This window comes from Chryseobacterium sp. 2TAF14, assembly GCF_052115105.1.
Classification (GTDB): domain Bacteria; phylum Bacteroidota; class Bacteroidia; order Flavobacteriales; family Weeksellaceae; genus Chryseobacterium.
In genome coordinates, this window is the sequence record NZ_JBFRGA010000032.1 from 1 (window position 1) to 19,960 (window position 19,960).

General features: G+C 31.7%; 13 protein-coding genes, 1 tRNA gene and 1 other RNA gene. 10 read left to right on the forward strand and 5 right to left on the reverse strand.

The genetic code is table 11. The features are described from left to right. Positions 1-267: 267 nt before the first annotated feature. The 6 genes from AB4Y90_RS05855 (at position 268) to AB4Y90_RS05880 (ending at position 12,306) form a co-directional block, all read left to right on the forward strand. The gene (locus AB4Y90_RS05855) at positions 268-1,242 is read left to right on the forward strand and encodes a DUF2806 domain-containing protein (RefSeq protein ID WP_441556492.1); all 975 of its coding nucleotides are present in this window, start codon (positions 268-270) and stop codon (positions 1,240-1,242) included. 366 nt (positions 1,243-1,608) lie between these two features. Further along, complete coding sequence (locus AB4Y90_RS05860; RefSeq protein ID WP_441556493.1) at positions 1,609-2,181, forward strand: hypothetical protein; 573 nt, start codon at positions 1,609-1,611, stop codon at positions 2,179-2,181. Between the two features lie 699 nt (positions 2,182-2,880). Then, the gene (locus AB4Y90_RS05865) at positions 2,881-4,467 is read left to right on the forward strand and encodes a T9SS type A sorting domain-containing protein (protein ID WP_441556494.1); all 1,587 of its coding nucleotides are present in this window, start codon (positions 2,881-2,883) and stop codon (positions 4,465-4,467) included. 4 nt (positions 4,468-4,471) lie between these two features. After that, a complete protein-coding gene (locus AB4Y90_RS05870) occupies positions 4,472-8,083 on the forward strand; it encodes a DUF5977 domain-containing protein (protein ID WP_441556495.1) in 3,612 nt (1,203 codons plus the stop codon). 21 nt (positions 8,084-8,104) lie between these two features. Next, entirely contained in the window at positions 8,105-11,710 is a 3,606-nt protein-coding gene (locus AB4Y90_RS05875; protein ID WP_441556496.1) for a DUF6443 domain-containing protein, read from the forward strand. After that, positions 11,707-12,306: a hypothetical protein gene (locus AB4Y90_RS05880; RefSeq protein ID WP_441556497.1), complete on the forward strand. Its 600-nt coding sequence runs from the start codon at positions 11,707-11,709 to the stop codon at positions 12,304-12,306. The genes AB4Y90_RS05875 and AB4Y90_RS05880 overlap by 4 nt, the downstream gene beginning before the upstream one ends. Positions 12,307-12,375: 69 nt before the next feature. Here the strand turns inward: AB4Y90_RS05880 and AB4Y90_RS05885 are convergent, their stop codons facing one another. The 5 genes from AB4Y90_RS05885 to ssrA form a co-directional block, all read right to left on the reverse strand. Further along, positions 12,376-13,578 (reverse strand): IS256 family transposase, encoded by a 1,203-nt coding sequence (locus AB4Y90_RS05885; protein ID WP_441556498.1) that lies wholly within the window; start codon positions 13,576-13,578, stop codon positions 12,376-12,378. A gap of 324 nt (positions 13,579-13,902) precedes the next feature. Further along, a complete protein-coding gene (locus AB4Y90_RS05890; RefSeq protein WP_441556499.1) occupies positions 13,903-14,412 on the reverse strand; it encodes a hypothetical protein in 510 nt (169 codons plus the stop codon). Next, the gene (locus AB4Y90_RS05895; protein WP_441556500.1) at positions 14,412-14,840 is read right to left on the reverse strand and encodes an STAS-like domain-containing protein; all 429 of its coding nucleotides are present in this window, start codon (positions 14,838-14,840) and stop codon (positions 14,412-14,414) included. Before AB4Y90_RS05895 ends, AB4Y90_RS05890 begins: the two co-directional genes overlap by 1 nt. Then, positions 14,837-15,910, reverse strand: a complete 1,074-nt coding sequence (locus tag AB4Y90_RS05900; protein WP_441556501.1) for a hypothetical protein — start codon at positions 15,908-15,910, stop codon at positions 14,837-14,839. The genes AB4Y90_RS05895 and AB4Y90_RS05900 overlap by 4 nt, the downstream gene beginning before the upstream one ends. Positions 15,911-17,702: 1,792 nt before the next feature. Then, positions 17,703-18,104, reverse strand: a transfer-messenger RNA (tmRNA) gene (gene ssrA / locus AB4Y90_RS05905). Positions 18,105-18,252: 148 nt separating this feature from the next. On the opposite strand from ssrA, the gene rpsU reads away from it, so the two are divergent. The 4 genes from rpsU to AB4Y90_RS05925 all read left to right on the forward strand — a co-directional run bounded on the left by rpsU (position 18,253) and on the right by AB4Y90_RS05925 (position 19,887). After that, the gene (gene rpsU, locus AB4Y90_RS05910; protein WP_034679125.1) at positions 18,253-18,450 is read left to right on the forward strand and encodes a 30S ribosomal protein S21; all 198 of its coding nucleotides are present in this window, start codon (positions 18,253-18,255) and stop codon (positions 18,448-18,450) included. Between the two features lie 80 nt (positions 18,451-18,530). Continuing rightward, the gene (locus tag AB4Y90_RS05915) at positions 18,531-19,418 is read left to right on the forward strand and encodes a tyrosine-type recombinase/integrase (protein WP_441556502.1); all 888 of its coding nucleotides are present in this window, start codon (positions 18,531-18,533) and stop codon (positions 19,416-19,418) included. Beyond that, complete coding sequence (locus AB4Y90_RS05920) at positions 19,415-19,705, forward strand: HPF/RaiA family ribosome-associated protein (protein WP_441556503.1); 291 nt, start codon at positions 19,415-19,417, stop codon at positions 19,703-19,705. Before AB4Y90_RS05915 ends, AB4Y90_RS05920 begins: the two co-directional genes overlap by 4 nt. Positions 19,706-19,813: 108 nt before the next feature. Continuing rightward, positions 19,814-19,887 (forward strand) — tRNA-Thr (locus tag AB4Y90_RS05925). Positions 19,888-19,960 lie beyond the last annotated feature (73 nt).

The following is a 19,960-nucleotide window of genomic DNA, read 5'->3' on the forward strand; positions in this document are numbered from 1 at the left end:
CTGTATATATACTAAGTCTGACACTTCTCCAAAAACATTTTATTATATTTAAAATAAAACTTATATCTTATTTCAATAAGAGCAAAAACACGAAATGTAAAGACTTTAAATTTTTATTAGATTTGAAACAAACTAATTCTCTAATCACTCATGATTGCATTTAATAAATTAAGATCGTATATGATTTAAGATATCGTCTGTCAGATTTATTGTTATATAAAAGATTACAAAAATAATTATTCAATCATACTTTAAAATAAAAATCAAATGAATCAAGATGAAAACCCACTAAATCAAGTAGCAWCTGTATTTGAAACTCTTGCAACAGGGATACCTTCACCAATTAGGAAAAATTTTTTTAAAGCTTTTTCACAACTATGCACTGCAACAGTTGATATTCCTGTAGCTTGGTTAGAAGGAAAAGCTGACATAATTCGCACCTCCAATGAAGCTAGAAAAAATATCATTTTAAACATTGGAGATAGTATAAATGATAAAATTGATGTCCCAGAGATATATGAAAAAAAAGCAATTGAACGATATGCATCAAAAATTATTAGACATCAGATCGATATTGATAAGATTGTCAGTAATGCTTCATCAAATTTAAGACAGAAGGTAGTTGATAGCAATAATATAGAAGAAATAAGTGAAGAATGGTTAAATGTTTTTGAAGAAACTGCTAAATTGAAATCTAGTCAAGATATGCAGATTCTATTTGGTAAAATATTAGCAAACGAAATAATTTCTCCCGGATCATTTTCTCAAAAAACATTATCCATAGTATCACAGCTTGATTCTGATGTTGCAAATGCTTTTACTAAAGTGTGCAACGCAAGTATGTACATTATAAAGGATGACAGAGTTGATGTCGGTTTTTTACCAGATTTTCGTATTAATGATCAAAAAATTGAAGATGTTCATTTCGGAATTTCATATTTAAATATTAGTATTTTACATGAATATGGACTCTTACATGCTGCAAAATCTTCTATTGAAATGAACATAGAAAATAACGACGATTTTATACATCATGGTGGTAAAAAGTTTTACCTATCAAAAATAGTAGAAAATCAAGAAAATATTAAAAGCAATAGCCTCGAAGTTACTGGTTGGGTCTTTACAAATACAGGGGCAAAATTATTAAGCATTCTTAATTTAGAGATTAACTATAATTTTATTAATGCGGCAAAGTTTTATTTTGAGAAAAAAAATTATAATTTCATCTATAAAAATGATTAATCTGATAATCTTGATTCTCCGATAACCTTCAACAAGGATTAATATACACTAACAAACTGATTAATTAATAATTTTACTCGAACATTCTTATAAACTCTTTTGTTTTTTTATAAGAAGTTATTTTATATTTGCTTTGAAAATATTTAACGTAAAAGCGTAAGCTATCGTCTTGGACAAAGAAAACTGCGAATCTTCTTAACAATCCAAAATTCGATAGGCTTACGCCCGTGCCAAATAATGGCGTGGGCTGTAAGTCATATCTGGATTGTGGGTTCTTCGCAGTACCTCTTTGTCGGAATGGCTTCGGTTCCACGCTTTTTGCATTCTAAAAAACGGCATTAGGGACTGTGCCATAAAAACAATTTAATGGAAACAGAAACATCTACAGCAAGATCCGCTAGCTACGAAGGGTTTGTAAAAGTTATGAATCACTTACTTTTTGGACATTTAGAGTCCCCTTCTTTTAATAAAAATCACGATTACCCCTTAAACTCGGATTTGGTTAAATTCATTCCCAAAAATGCAAATGCTCAAAAGATGAATTTAGACTGGGAATTTTATACTAACACATTTGAGGGCTTTATTACAGATTTCTTAATTGATTGTACCACTAAAGACGAAAATGAAGGAAACAGACCTTACAGTAATCATCCTGCTGCAAAAAATCTAGATGCAATGGTAAATGATAAAATTTACCATAACGATTTAATTAGATATGAAAAGAATGATGATGGACAAAGTTTGTCAATTCTATACGTAAATGCAGAAGAAAACTGTGTCGAATATCTATCTTATCATACTCTGCATTTTTTAGAAATAGTAAAGTTTATACGTTATGGACAAAAAACAATAAATTACCTAGAATATCAAAAAATTCTTGATCATTACAATACAAAGATCCTTAAACAACGAGTTGAATTCATAAACAAAAAATTATAAAAACTTTATGAAAAAGATTATTATTTCTCTTAGCATAGTAATTATGTCAATATTTAATTACTCGTGCAACAGCAGCGCAGAAGAAGAAACGGTCGACTTTACGCTTGGTACTAATACTTTAATCGGTGATTGGAAAGTCTCAAAGTAAATTTTCATAAATAATCTAAACGTCAACAAATCGGTTCTATTAATCTTAAATGTTCCGGCAAAGATCTATATCAACTAAAAGCAAACAATTTTCTAAACATTAGAATGTATAAAAATACACAGTATGGTGCTTGATGGTATTTGGAATTATAATTTAAACTCAAAAATGATTAAATTCTATGGTGATGCAGATTATAAGTAAAATCAATAAACAGTATCAGTTAGAAATCGAAAGCTTTGATGGAGATTACAAAGTTTCGTGAATACTAACATCATTTTCTTTGCTAATAATCGTAGTATTAGTTTAGACTACCAAAATATGAAATTATTGTATTAATTTTCATAACATAATATTTTATATTAACAAGTAAATAATTTTAGATTCCGAATAAATAGCTGCTTATTTTTCTGCGATATTAAATACGTCAAGTTTTGACGTGTTGTCATTTTATTTTTGTCAAAACGATATGAGAAAATTCATATTACATTTTTTTAATAATATTATAATTTGAGTTAAAAAAAATTAATTTAGCAAAAAATAATAACCAGCTCATGAAACAACTCTACATGAGTGCATTTCTTACATGCACAACTGCTGTATTGTATTCTCAGGAAGTGTTATGGCAGAAAGATATTAAGTCTTCTACACAGGATTTTCTTTCTCAGGTAACCACTACAGTAGACCAACAATACCTTATTACGGGAAGTTCAATTCAATCCAAGAAACTTACAACTGAAAACAGACAGAACAACGGCTATGATTTCCATTTAGTCAAACTTAATCAACAAGGAGAAGAAGTTTGGGAAAAATATTTTTCAGGACAAAATCACGATTTTCTTTCGGCAACAGTTGCTACACAAGAAGGAGGTTTCCTTTTGGCAGGAACTTCCTATTCTGGAAAAGAATTAGATAAAAAAGATGCTTCTAAGGGAGGTTCAGATATCTGGCTGATTAGAATCAACGAATTCGGGGATGAATTGTGGCAGAAAACCTTGGGAACTTCTCAGGATGAAGAAGCGAGATCTGTTATTCAAACTGCCGATTTCGGATTTATAGTAGCAGGGAATGTTCAGAATTCAGTCAATGGCTTCGGCTCGAAAGATGTAACCGTTACACGACTGGATAAAAACGGAAAGATACTTTCAGAATTGATTTTAGGTGGAAGAGGATTAGATGAGGTCGAGAAAATGATCCCGACTCCGGATGGAGGAGCATTATTAGGAGTTTATTCGAGGAGTTCCAGGTTTCGGGTTTCGGGTTCCGGCAACACAACTTCGAGTTCTATATCACGACATGCTAAATCAACAGAAAATTTCGGAGAAGGGGATTTTTGGGTGATTAAGCTCAGTAAAGACAATAAAATAGAATGGGAAAAGAATTTCGGAGGTAAAGGTGATGACCATTTGAGAACAATGGTATTTACTTCATCTGGTTACATTATTGCCGGAGAATCGAGGTCTGAAAAGTCAGGAAATAAAACCGTTGGTATTGAAGAAGGAACAGATATTTGGTTGATCTCTTTAAACACGAAAGGGGAGGAACAATGGCAAAAATCCTACAACTTTAAGAACCGTGACATTCTAATGGGAATGAATGTGATCAGCACAGGTGATGGAAGGAATTCAAAAGGAGTTTTACTTGGAGGTTATACTCAGGCGGAAGGAAGAATTGAAGCAGATGATGAAACATTCTGGATGCTGTATATCGATAATTATGGAAACGAACAGTGGCGAAAACATGTAAAGGGAGAATCCAGAAAGAAAGAGGAAAGACTTTCTGATCTAAAGATGAATAAAGATGGTTCTATTGTTTTAGCAGGAACAAGTGCTGAAGAATTAGGAAAAGAGAACTGGAAGATTGTAAAGCTTGGAGACCAACAGATTGACCAATTAATAGAAAAACAGAATATTAAGATCTATCCTAATCCTGTATCAGATTATGTTTACGTGGAAATAGGATTTGATTTTAAGGATGCTGATATTATGTTGTATGACATGGGCGGAAGACAGCTCCAAAGTCTTAAAACCAAGAATAAGGTAACGAAGATTAATACGCAGAATTTAATTCAGGGAGCTTATTTAATTGTAATAAAAACGGATACTGAGAAAACTGCGAATGCTAAACTGATTAAAAAATAACTAAATGAAAATAAGAATTGTAGTTTTATTAAGCTTATTACTTGTAAGTAAGCAATCGTTAGCACAAGTTATGGATCTTGTCCAAATGAAATCACCCCAATCATATGCATTTGAAAAAAATGGCAATGTACCCGTAAATCTTTATACCGGTGCAATCGATTTAAAGATCCCTGTTGCAAATATTGGTGGAAGTGAAGTAGACATTTCTGCTACTTTACTATATGATTCTTCGGGTTTCCTTCCACATAAAAAATCTGATGCAGCTGGTGTTAACTGGTCATTACTCGCAGGAGGGCGAATAACCCGAAAAATGAATGTCATTCCGGACGAATATGTTGGACAACCTACAGGTACTGGAACTGCCAATAATCCATATTATCAATCTAGGCATCTTCACGGGTTTTTAACAGGTGTAAGAGCTAACCCTTCTACAAATACTGCGGCGTATAACATAACTGGTACAGGAACGGGACATACAGATGGGACTGAATGGATAATGGGTCCAGATTCCCAAGGTTACGAAGGAGAACCTGATGAATTTATTTTTAATGTAATGGGGCTTTCCGGAAAATTTATGATTGGAAATGATGGAAACGTCCTTGTGGAGTCAAGTGATCCAAATATCAAAGTAGATCTTTCTCTAATGGCTTTATATGGAGGTTCAGGTTTTTGTGAACCACCCGTTTCTATTATTAGCATAACAGATGGAAAAGGAAATAAATATATATTTGGCGGAGATCTTTCCAAATATGAAATATCATATTCATATTCAATAGAACCTGATTATCCAAATGATGATTATAACGGGCATCCGATGATTAGTTCTTTTAGCTTATCAAAAATCATTTTAGCTAATAAAAAAGAAATTACGTTTGATTATGAGCAAGGAACTTTAGCCAACAACTCTTTCTGTCTTTTAGGGAACTGGATAAATTTACGTGATAATAGCAAAATATTTTCAATGGATAGCTATACACAGGATGGAGGAAAGACCGATAGTATGCCTGTTTGTAATGGTGACTGTGACAATCCTGATAATATTGCTACAATATTTAATGGACCATCAAAAAAAACCACATTTTCTTTATTAAAAAAATCGGTTTTGAAATCGATAAAATATCAAGATGATGAAATTAGAATTAATTATCTGGATACCGGCTATCCAATAATGCATTATACATTAAGCCCATTTTATGCAAACAGGTCTTTTAATGAATGGATTATTAGTAGTATAGAAACATATCATAAAGATATAAGAATCTCAAAACAGGATTTTTCCTATGATCATTTGGGAGGGACATTTAAAAGACCATTTTTAAAATCAATTGAAAATTTAGAGAGTAATCAAACATATAAGTTTGAATACTATAAAACTGATAATTTACCTGCTTATTATACAAAGGGCATTGACCATTGGGGTTACTGGAATGGGCTGGACAATAATATAAGTTTATCTCCTTTTGAGACCGCTACATCTTACGGAGACTATACATTATATAATACTTTTAGAGATCCAAATGCCGACAAATGCGATGTAGCATTATTAAAAAAAATTACTTATCCAACTAAAGGATCCAGTGTATTCGAATATGAGCCACATCTATATGCCAAAAGAATAGAAAGAATAGCTGCCAACCAATTTCTTCCTGCACTTTTAAATAATGGAGGATTAGCTGGAGGGGCAAGAATAAAGAAAATTTCTAGTTTTAATGAGAACGGTATGACTGGGTCAAAAGAATATGAATATACTCTTGATTATCAAAATTCTGATAGTTCTGGAATCCTAATGAATTGGCCTAGATATTATTATTTTATACAAATGTTAAGTAGTGGTTTATACAGGCATTTACTTATAAGAGCAAGTTCAAATGTTCAGGTTAACAGTTTAGATAGTTATAATGTAGGATACTCAAAAGTTTTTGAAATTGAAAATGGAAAAGGATATATCGAACACAAGTTTACAACTTATGAAACTCATCCAGACTTAATGAATACAGATCCTTACAATAATACTCCTTCTACTGYCGGGCTAACAAATATTGTTCCTTTCAATCTTTATGTAAATTTAAAAAATATTTATGGTATAGATAAGAGTATTTTAAGAGGAAAACCTTTAAGCCAAAAATATTTTTCTCAAGCTGATTTGGCAAGCCCAATTAAAAAGATAGAATATGAATACTATGATAATATGGAATATAATCCCAATAATGCCAAAGATGACAATAATTACGTTTCTATTAATCATTCTTCAGGTGCATGGACTCAAGCATATAGAAGGTTCATGAATCCATCTCCGATTAAAAAAATAACGACAACAGATTATTTGAGCAATACGCAAGTTGTAACGAAATCGGAGAATTTATATGACAGTCCATTACATCTTAATCTAAGTAAAACAAATGTAACTTCTTCAGATAATTCTGTTACCCAAACAACTTATAGATACGCTAGAGGGAATACTCCGCTTGTAAATGCAAATATGTTAAGTATTCCACTTGAGATTGAAACTATAAAAGACAGTAAAACAATTTCTAGAGTAGAGACTAAATATGAAAATATATCTCCAGCTGAACTTTTCCCAAGTTCTGTAGTTTCCTATGATTTACAAAGCACAATTTCTTCGGGTTATACTGATGTTGTTTATGATAAATATGATAATAAAGGTAATTTACAGCAATACACCACAAAGGATGGGACTTCAACAACCATTATATGGGGATATAACCAAACTAAACCTATTGCAAAAATTACAGGAGCAAAACTTACAGATATACAGCAAACGTTAATTGATGCTATTGTAAATGCATCAACTACGGATAATGCTACTGCTCCTAATAATGATGAAACTGCATTATTAAATGAACTAAATACATTCAGAAAACATAACAGCTTGTCAACATTCCAGATGACTACTTATACTTATGATCCTTTAGTTGGTATAAGAAGTATTACACCACCAAATGGAATCCGAGAAAATTATTTGTATGATGCAGCCAACCGATTGGAAAAAATAATTGACAGCGATGGTAAAATACTTAAGGAATACACATATAATTATAGCCCTGCTACCGGATCGATCTTTTTTAACGCTGCGGTGAGCAAAAGATTTAGAAATTTAAGTTGTGGTAGTGATAGTGTAGGTTCCCCCGTAACATATTCTGTACCCGCTAATCAATATTCCTCAAATATTAGTCAGGATGATGCCGATTACAAAGCAGAACTTGATCTTAATACTAATGGACAGGCTTTAGCAAATGCACATAGTATTTGTATGTCTTTAAATTGCCCTGTAATTTTTAACTCTGCTTTGGATATATCTGGTACAAGCAATGTCAATGCCATTAATTCCGAGGGAAGATTTGAGTTAACCCTTTCATTTACAACAGGCTCAAATTCTACCACATTACCTTGGGATGGGGATCCAGGGGTAAAAATCGGAAATATTAATGGAAGCTGTAGACCCTCTGATACTATACTTGGTGGTACTATGCAGGCGGGCGGTAATTTAACAGTATGGTGGTCAGTACGACCAAACGGTGATATATATATAGATAATACTCCCGCTCCTGCTGATAATAGTTCACAGACCTGGGTTCTAAAAATACCTTTTTATTAAAATTCCATTTCAATTAATACAATGAAAAAACTAATAATACCAATCAGTTCTTTGTTTGTTGTCGGAATAGTAAATGCTCAGGCAACCGGCACAGAGAATTATATACAAAGCAGAGCATATCTTGAGCCAGTAACAACATCAAGCTCAACAGCAAAACAAATAGGAACCGTTCAATATTTTGATGGTCTAGGAAGACCGAAACAGATAGTCAATGTTAAAGCATCTCCCACAGGAAAAGATGTGGTAACTCATATTGAATATGATGCTTTTGGAAGACAGGTTTTGGATTTTCTTCCCGTTCCCCAGAGTGGAACCATGAACGGAGCTATTGTCACTAATCCTTTAGCAAATGCTACCCAGACAAATATTTACGGTTCAGAAAAAATCTATGCGGAGAAAATTATAGAAAACTCACCTTTAGACAGGATTCAACAACAGATACAGGTTGGAAATGATTGGACCAATAATCCTATAAAATTTGATTATATTGCTAACACTTCAAATGACAATGTTTATAGATTTGTGACTACAACAACATGGTCAGGCATTACCAATTCTGTTCCCAAATCGTCTTCAGAGCTTTATTATACCAACAATAAACTTTATAAAAATACAGTGACCGATGAAGATGGAAACAAAACTATTGAATTCAAAAACGGAGAAGGACAAACCATATTGGTGAGAAAGGCATTGACTGCCACCGAGAATGCTGATACGTATTATATTTATAATGAATATAATCAACTGGCTTTTGTAATTTCTCCAAAAGCTATTCGTGAACTGCAAGATAACGGCTTCGCTGATGGTGAAGAAATTCCACAGGCAGTTCTTGGTAACCTTTGTTACCAGTACCGTTATGATGGTAGAAATCGTCTGGTAGAAAAAAAGCTTCCGGGAAAAGGCTGGGAATATATGGTCTATGATAAAGCTGACCGATTGATTTTTACACAAGATGCAGTGATGCATCCATCAGGAAAATGGCTTTTTTCCAAATACGATAAATTTGGAAGGGTAATCTTGACAGGAATTGTAGCGGGAACAGACAGGGCTGGCATGCAGAATATGATAGGCAATTTGGCTATTATTGAGAACAGAGACACGTCAGGTTTTACCAAAAATGGAATGCAGGTTTATTATTCCAACGACATGTTTCCTTATCTTGAAACTGTTTTTTCAGTCAACTATTATGATACTTATCCGAACGGAACCCCTGGCTTTACGCCTACGATTTCTGGAAATGTAGCCATTACTGATGATTTTACACAAAATGTAAGTACCAAAAGTTTACCGGTAGTTTCTTATGTGAAAAACATTGAAGATGATAACTGGACTAAAACTTACACTTGGTACGATAGCAAAGGTAGAGCCATCGGAACACACTCTATTAATCACCTGGGGGGGTACACCAAAACAGAATATGAGCTTGACTTTTCGGGAACTCCAAAAATGTCAATTACCAGACACAAAAGACTCGATAGCGATACCGAAAGAGTAATCACAGAGAACTTTACTTATGACCATCAGAACAGATTGTTGACCCATACCCACAAGGTTGACAACAATGCTGTGGAATATCTTGCTCAGAACCAATATAATGAGCTGTCTCAGCTGGAAAGTAAAAAAGTGGGTGGAATAAGTTTAAGTACACCACTACAGCAGGTAGATTACAAGTATAACATTCGAGGTTGGATGACCAAAATCAATGATCCCAATAATTTGAGTAATGGTGATCTTTTCGGATACGAGATTAAATACAACAATCCTGTTTACAGTAGTGTAGTAACAGGTAAATTTAATGGAAATATCGCAGAAATAGACTGGAGAAATTCATCAGATGATGTATTGAAAAGATATGATTACACCTACGATGGATTAAACAGGCTTAAACAAGGCCTTTATGCAGAACCCAATGCCGGAAATCCTCATAATGGTAATTTTGATGAGTACTTGGCTTATGATCTGAATGGAAATATAAGCAACCTGCAGAGAAAAGCTATTCCTATTTCAGGACTTACCTCTACTCTTGTAGATAATCTGGATTATCAATACACCGGTAACCGACTAAATCAAGTCATAGAAAATGCAATGAATGATACAGGATATGAGGGTGGAAATAATTTAATTGGCTATGATGCGAACGGGAATATGGCGGACATGTTAGATAAAGGAATTCAAAATGTCCAATACAACCATATTAATTTACCAGTAAACTTTCAATTTTTGCCGACTTCAGTCTTCGGAGTACCTAATTATATAAATCTAAGTTATCTATACCGTGCAGACGGTACCAAATTAAGGAAAATTTATTCTGTCAGAGCCGAAGGAAGAAATCGGCCTACTAATAATACAATTACGGATTATCTAGATGGTTTTCATTATAACTACAATGAAAGTGTGTCATGTATAACGTGCCGTACTGAGTTTGCTTTCGAAGAAATGGCTTATCAGAAGAAAGATATCATCCTTGATCCAGGAGGAGGTTTAGATCCTCCTCTCACACCACCAGTATGGAGATTAGATTTTGTTCCTACAACAGAAGGTTTTTACAGTTTTACAGAAAATCGCTATATTTACAATTACAGCGATCATTTAGGAAATACCAGAGTGAGCTATGCAAAAAAAATAGATGGATCATTGGAAATTACAGATAGAAACGACTATTATCCATTCGGTCTTAATCATATTGGAGGATTAAAAGGTAAATTAGGAGGCTATACCAACTATAAATATAACGGTAAAGAAATCCAAGAGACGGGGATGTATGATTATGGCTGGAGGATGTACATGCCGGATATTGGAAGATGGGGTGTTATAGATCCCTTAAGCGAAAAAGGACATAATTTTTCCCCTTACAATTATACAATAAACAATCCGATAAGGTTTATTGATCCAGATGGTTTATGGATTAGCATTACTGATGGAGATAATCAGTACCGATATTCTAATGGGCAGACTCAACATAAAGTAAATGGTAAATGGCAAGCAATTGATAAAAGTGTTACATTGTCAGATAATGTAAGCAAAATTATTTCAGGTTTACAATCAATTGGAAGCGGAGGAGATACAGGGGCAAGTATAATTTCATATTATGATAATAAGGATCATGATATAAATATTCAATCTACAGCTGGTGAAAATTATTACGAAAATGGAACTGCTTATTTGAATCTTTCCTCAAAATCAAACTATCCGACAAGTGATGGTCAGGTTTCAGACTCACCATTTTACATAAAATTGGGTCATGAAATGGGTCATGGAATGGATCCTATGAAAAAAAGTGATTTGTTTGGACCTTGGGTTGGAGGAAAAAATAAGAATGATAATGTAAGTCATTCTGAAATTTTTGCTTCACATATTGAAAACAAACTAAGAGCAGAGAACGGATTACCATTGAGAGTATCTTATATGGTTAATCCAAATAATAAGATTGCAAATGGTGTAGATTTGAAAACGATGCTAATTGATAGTACTGGTAATAGTGTGTATTTTAATGGTTATGGTCAAAACCTTCAAAATCAATTAAAACCTGGAGATCCATATAATGCTTTCATGGATTACATAGGCTGTGGGCAACCTTTAAAAGGTAGATATAATTATTATGACAATGTAAAAAAGCAAAAAAAATGAAAAACTTTTTAATAATATATGTAGTCTTACTTTTTACCTGTTCTTGTAAAGCTCAAGATAACTCAAATTTAAAATCTGAAATTATTTCTTTTTATAAAATAAACGACAAGGATATTCAAAATTGTAAAAAAGAAAGTGATGAACTTAGAAAGATGAAATATGAAGAATGGCTTATCGAAAATATTTTTAAAGGATGTACAGCGAGATTAGAATATTTAAATTTCTTTAGAGACAACAGCTTAAAAATGCTAGAGAAAACCTCAACCAAAGAAAATTTATTAATTGTTAATTATATTAGTAACAACATAGCTATACCGAATGATACTAAAACTATTTTATATGCTAATAATAATTATTTTGGTATAAAACATTATCTTGACTTTGTGAATAATACAGCTATTGAAAAAAATGAGGAATTCGAGGTTAGCGAATTTGAAAGAGAGAATGTTAAAAAAATTGATGAGTATCTGAAAACAGGTAAATCAGAATATTTTAGTAATAAAAGTAATGGACAAATAGGTTTATATAAACAATGGAATGTAATTGTAAGAAATAATGGAAAAGTTAAAATTATAGAATTGTATAGAATTAAATAATCCTGCTTCAACAGAATTTTATTGACACTATCCCACGAAGTGTGTAAGTTAAAAAGTTAGGCTTGGATTTTATAATCTGAGCCTATTTTCAAAAATAAGCATAAATTGATTGAGAACAATGCCCCAATTCTGAATAGGCATCGTCCATTTTTTAGTAGCTTCTTTTAATGCGAGATACACTGATTTCATTACGGCATCATCCGTAGGGAAAGACATTTTGTTTTTGGTGTATTTTCGGATTTTCCCGTTGAGATTTTCAATTAAATTTGTAGTGTAAATGATCTTACGGATCTCTAAAGGAAATTCAAAAAATACAGTGAGCTCATCCCAATTGTTTCGCCAGGATGCAATAGCATAAGAATATTTGCTTTCCCATTTTTCTGCAAAATCTCCCAAAGCAGCTTCCGCCGCCTGTTTTGTTGGAGCAGTGTAAATATGTTTCATATCGGCAGAGAACTCTTTTCTATCCTTCCATACCACATATTTGCAGGCATTTCTGATTTGATGGACTACACAAATTTGGGTTTGAGATTCAGGTAAAACAGAACGGATAGTCTGGGTAAATCCGTTTAAATTATCGGTGGCGGTGATAAGAATATCCTCCACACCACGGGCTTTTAAATCTGTGAGCACACCCATCCAGAAGGCTGAGCTTTCATTTTTTCCAAGCCACATTCCCAAGACTTCCTTTCTCCCGTCACGATTTAATCCAACAGCCAGATAAATGGTTTTATTAATGACTTTAGAGTTTTCTCTTACTTTGAAAACAATACCATCCATCCAAACAATAAGATATACATCTTCAAGCGGGCGGTTCTGCCAGCTCACCACTTCACTTGCAACAGCATTGGTGATTCGTGAGATGGTAGAGGTAGAAACTTCAAAATCATACATTTCTTTGATTTGTTCCTCAATATCGCTTACACTCATTCCTTTAGCGTAAAATGAGATGATGACATTCTCTAAACCATCGATGATGTTGTGCCTTTTTGGAACTAATACTGGTTCAAAGTTACCTTCTCTATCTCGGGGAACTTTAATTTCGGATTCTCCAAATGAGGATTTTATCTTTTTAGTCCCGTGACCGTTTCGGTAGTTTCCTGTGGTGGATTTCTGATGTCTCTCATTATCCAAATGAGAATTCAACTCTGCATCAAGCATATGTTCTACTGCTCGTTTGTGCATTGCTTTGAAGAATGATGTTAAATCTTCTCCATTCTTGAAGGATTTGTAAAAATCCTTGTTGTTTAATAAATCTTCTTTGTCAATCATAACTATGTAATGGTTAAAAATAATAAAAAGTTATTTCCGTAAAATTTTTTGAGCTGTAAGGGCTCAAAATTTTCCAGAATAACTTTTTAACTTACACAGTTAGTGAGACACTACCATTTTATTTTTCAGAATATATAAATAACCTCATATTTATGGGGTTATTTATTATTAATAGCAAACGCAATATATTTTTCTAAATATTAACTCTTTTATCTATATTTTTATTTTTCACATTCCATAATTAGAACGATTATTATAATACAAATATCAAAAGTTTCGAGGCTGTAAAATACAGAACCCTCTATTTTAGAGGGTTCTGTATTTTTATTTATTATTTATCATAATTATACATTCATTGAAGATTTTTAAATTTCTCGAATGAAAATCAAAAATTTTTCTTTTTAACGGCACATCAATAGTGAAAGTTGAAGATCTGAATTGTGAAATGTAACAATTATCATTTGTTATTAAGTCAGGCAAATTGATAATAAAAGGGTTGAATATATCATTTTTGATTTTGTAATTTGCTTCAAGCATGTTTGATACATCTGAAACCTTTATATTCATTAATTTAAACCATTCTAACATCCCTTGGGCAGTAATTCTTCCATATATAACATTATTATAAAATATAGCATATTGATCTTTTATAGCTTTCACTTCGTTTATAAAATGATCTTTAATTACTCTTTCGTTATCTTGACTTTTTTGTATATTTTTTACTATAAATACTGCTAAAAAAGCATTGACAGCCATTGATACAATATCAATAATGTTTGAAAAATCAAATTCAAAATTCCAATCCATACTTAAATCAATGATAAAACGTACCATTAAACATCAGGATTTTCCCAAACTCCCAATTCAAATTTATTATTTCTATATCTATACCATGGAGTATGTATAATATAGACTTTCGGAGAATTCCCTTCCAGTCTTCTCTTTTCCCACTCTATAAATGTTTTATTAATTAACATATCTTTCCAATGAGGTTCTTCTAAAGAAATAATATCAAGATATTGCATAACTAGTTCTTTAGTAAAATCATATACTAAATTTCCAAATGCTTCATCTAAAAATGAAGATGCATAACCACTTGTAAGATCTAAATCAACAATTAATTTTTCATCTGATGAAATAGCATCATAAAATGAGAAATTTAGCATTGTATGATAGAACTCTTCACCAGATTTATCACTTAAACTACAGTTTCTTAATCCTGGGTATTCAGAAAAATCTTTATGTATTTCTATAACTTTCATGATGCTAGCGTTTGTTTTTGTACTTCCCATTGGTAGAATGTCCCGTTAAAACTTTTATTGTTATTTAATATTCTTGATTTTTCCATTTCATTGTATTGCAAAATTACATTATTTGTCACTACTATCAAATTGGAAATTTTTCTATCATCAAAAACTTCCTTTATCGATGGTAAGCCCTTATTTCGGTTTTCTTCACCTGTTTTGGAACCATATTTTTGAATAAATGCTCCCTTTAAAACATCCAAATCGTTTTTCCTAGATATAAAATCTAAAAGAAGAACGCCAAATTTCTTCTTTAATGTTTCTAATATACCTTTTCCTAAATCAATAGCTATGAAAACAACCTTATCTTCTTTATATGCTAAACCCAAAATCCAGTAATTAGTTGATGTATCGGCATGTTCAATAGAATTACCGCACATTTCTAATATAACTGTTTTAACAGGTGGATAATGCCTCTCTTTTAAAGTTAAATGCTTCATCACTTTTTTAATTTTGTTACCTAATCTTACATTATCTTTATCAGAAAGTTTTTCTTGACCCTTTTCAAAAACCATTAACTCAGACTTTGTCGATGATTTATAACGTTTACCTTTTATATCTGTCATATAATTAAGAAAGCCGGATTCTATAAATGCTTTTCTAACTTCGAGATCGGCGGGTAGATTACCTCTTAAACCTATTTTTTTGTAGTTTAATTCATCAAAAATAGCTGTTAAAATGTAAATAATAGCAACATCAAATGTTTTAACACTTTGTAAGTTTATTTCTATAAATTTACCTCGATAAGATTCAAAAGCACAACTTGCATCTCTTATTTTATTAATAAAATTCAAGCATTCTTCTGTATTTTCAATAAAACTAAGATTTTCAGGTGATATAACTATTTTATGTATATTATCAAATAAATCTTTTTGATACTTTCTTTCTTTTATTAATTCTTTTAAAATATTAACATCATGATGAGGATGGTTTTCAAACGAAAATTTTCTTCTCTTTACTTTAAAACCTTTTTTTGATTTTTTATAAGTATGATGTTTATAATTTTTACTCTGATAAATTTTTTTCATAAGATCCATTATCTTACAAAAATAGTTAAGTTTTTTATTTTATAATTCAAAAACGTTCTATTCAAGTGTAAAACTTAACTTATTGAAATTAATTTTGAAAATCATCAAAGACTATGCTATTTATAAATAAAAAGTGTATCGTTTAAATAATAATTATTTTCTATTATTATTTTTTACTATTCTTTTCTAGAAGCAAAAATATAATAACAGAGTGAAACATGCATAATTTTTTGAAGTGTCTATTCTGTCTTTGCAACATTAAGTTGAAAATTTCATGACTTTAATTAATTGTATAATTATCTATTTACAATCATTCATTAGCTTTCAACAAATTTGATGTTATATGACGTCAAAACTTGACGTGTTTATAATTAATATAACTACTATTCGGTTTCCTGATTGTCAGTAATGAATGTGAGGCTTTGGGGAGCGAAAGTTTAGTGAGCTTTAAAAATTAGATTTTACTAAAATTAATTCTAAACATCATTTAGTTCTATAATTTTTTGTTTAAGGCATAATTATACTACTGCATATAAGCATCTAATTTCCATTCAAAAAATATTTACTAAAAGAGACGTTATTTGAACTTTTAAATGAGTAAAACAAACATCAAACGTAGTAAATATTACACAATAGTGTAATTGTTATAATGGAAATCAATGTCATTTTGAAAATATTGTGTTTTTTGTAATTTTTTAAACCTTGTATTTATAGGTGTTCTGTATCAATGTTAATAACTTTTGGGGCTAAAATTCAACTAATCACCGCTTAACTCTATAAAAATCAGTTTCAGTTGGTTAACTTTGTGATAACAATAAACCCGAGGTAGGACTCGAGTTTATTAGTAAAACATATGGATTTTGATTCCGTCTGTCATCTTTTAGAAGCTATATCTGCTCTATTGTTAGCGTTGCAACCGTATATCAAGAGAGAGAAAAAGTAGATTGACAGTTAGCCTCCTTCGGGAGGCTTTTGTTTTTATTTTGTATTTTGTCTTGGTGTTTTGTTGAAACAAAGTTATAAAAATTTCGTATGTAACAAAATATAGTGCAATAGTATTTATATAATATCAAATTTACATGTTATATATAATTCTGATAAACTCTTTATTAATCAATGATTCATTCATTAAGCTAAAATGTTAAAGTTATCCACATTAAGGAATTTGAAGCAAAAAGTATTACAGTAAAACGATAATTTTATTATATATTTTAAAATACGAGGTCTTAATTAACTAAAATATCACTGTGAAATTTTTAAAATTACTACAAAATAATTTTCATGATATTTAAAGATAAAACTATGGTTGATAATTGAGCTTTCATCATCAATTTGAAAGCTCTCTTTTTATTATGACTCGAATCAAATTTCAGTTAATTCAACTTTTTTTCACAACATAATTTTATTAGAAGGTTGTTTTTTAGCTTTCCTTTTCACTTTTTGATGGTATATAAATTGCGTGTTTTAAAATACTTTCTCTTATACTTATTTGACAATAACAGACTACACTAAAATATATAGTTATTAATAGAGTCGCTTTTGAAGTGATAACTGTTCAAATAAGCAATTAGAATGTGGGTAAATTGAGTGTATAAATACTAAAATGAAAATTACCTTTTTTTATAAATAAAAAGTAGCACAACTAAATGTTTACTCAAGAATTATCTAAAGTAGCATTACAGGTCAAGTAAGTTATTTGGAGAAATCATATATTCAGCTAAATAAACATGTTTACTAAATGTTTACTTGGTAAATGCAAAACCCATTGATAATCAATGGGTTTTGCATATTATTGTGGAGTTGGAGGGATTCGAACCCTCGTCCAAACAAGCAATACATAAGCTTTCTACATGCTTATTCTACTATTGGTTTTCGACTGAAAGCAGAGAGCAGACGCCCAACTTTCAGCTTATCTTCTAAAGTTTTCGAGTTTTAGCCGAAGCGTCTAAAACCTTATTTCCGCATTACTATATCTCAGAATCAAACGCTGCAGAACAGAGCATTTGTGAGACATCTTGCTTCCTTACTAAAGTCTTCGGGAAAACGCTTGATCTACTATACTTCGATATTAAGCTGCAAGAGCGAACTCTTCGTTGCCAGTTAAAATTTTGTAGCAAGGGATTAAAGAGATCGCGCTACGGTTCTCTGCATGCTTACTTATCCATTGGTCTTGCTGTCGAAACCAGTCAACCCCATAGATTAGTAATGCAAATATACTACTTTTTTGTTAAGATTAAATTCATACTGACAAGACTTCTGGAAATTATTTAAATTTAAATATAGATAATTTTGTAGTTTCATAAAAAATCTTTAGTTTTGCAATCCAAAATGAGATGTAATATATGTTAATAATTCCAGTAAAAGACGGAGAGTCTATCGACAGAGCGTTAAAAAAATATAAAAGAAAATTTGATAAAACGGGTACAGTTCGTCAGTTAAGAGCTAGACAACAATTTATCAAGCCTTCTGTAACTCTTAGACAAGCTAGATTAAAAGCGGCTTATAAGCAAAGAGGATTAAGCAAGGAAGAGCAAGCTTAAGAATTTTCTTAAACACATATTAAATCACTTCTTAAATAGTTATATTTGAGGAGTGATTTTTTGTTTTTATACTTACCGATATGCGAGACAAATTTTTAGATTATTTACAATTTGAAAAGAGGTATTCACCTCATACCATTACAAGTTACCGTCGTGATCTTGACGATTTTTATTCTTTTTATCTTAAAACCGAATCTTCGGAAGATCTGCTTAAGGTCGACAAAAAAATAATCAGAAATTTTGTTGTTGAATTAAGTGAAAACGGTATTTCAAAAAGATCGGTAAACCGGAAGCTTTCCACGCTTCGCAGTTTTTATTTATTTCTTCTAAAACTCGGCGAAATTAAAGTTTCTCCCGTTGAAAGTGTGTCATCTTTAAAATTTTATCCCGAAAAACAGATTCCGATCTCGCAGGACGAGATGGGCGTATTGCAGAATGAGGTTTTTTCTGAAGTGGAAGATTTGCTCGAGAAATCGATTGTCGAAATTTTATATCAGACAGGAATGCGAAAATCTGAACTTTGTGGCTTAATATTTGAAAGTGTAAATCTGGAAGGAAACGAACTTAAGATTTTAGGAAAAGGAAACAAAGAAAGATACATTCCTATTTCTGAAAGCTTAAGCTCTTTGCTTAAAGACTATCGTGAGATAAGAAAACCACAGGCAGAGTTTAAGTCTTATTTTTTTGTCAATAAAAAGGGGAAAAAACTGACGGAAAAATTTGTCTATGTGGTAGTTAATAAGTATCTTAGTCTTATAACTTCTAAGCAAAAAAGAAGTCCTCATATTTTAAGACACAGCTTCGCGACGCATGTTTTAGACAATGGGGCAGAGATATCAAAAGTAAAAAAAATATTGGGTCATTCAAGTCTTGCAAGCACACAGGTGTACACCAATGCCAATATTGAACAGTTGAAAAAAGTGTTTAATCAGTCTCATCCAAGAGCAATTAAAAAAGAAGAATTATGAAGATTTCAGTACAAGCAATCGGCTTAACTCCACACGAACCACTAGAGTCACATGTAGACAAAAAAGTAAGTAWACTAGATACGTTTTATGATAAAATTTTAGAATGTAAAGTCTTCCTGAAAGTAGAAAACACTTCAGACAAATCAAATAAAACCACAGAATTGATTTTGGTCGTTCCGGGTGATGATATCGTTGTAAAAAAGACATCTTCCAGCTTTGAAGAAAGTTTAGATCTTTGTGTAGATGCGGCTAAGAAACTGTTAATCAAGAAAAAAGAATTAGCGTAATAAAAAAAGTAAAAAAACTTTGATAAAAAGTTTGAGATTTCAAAAAATCTGTTCTATATTTGCACTCGCAAAAAGGGAACATCGATCTTTTGAAATCTTTTTAATTTTGCCTCCATAGCTCAGTTGGCTAGAGCAGCTGATTTGTAATCAGCAGGTCGTGGGTTCGAGTCCCTCTGGAGGCTCAATTTAATATAAAATATCTGGGGAGATTCCAGAGTGGCTAAATGGGACTGACTGTAACTCAGTTGCTTCGGC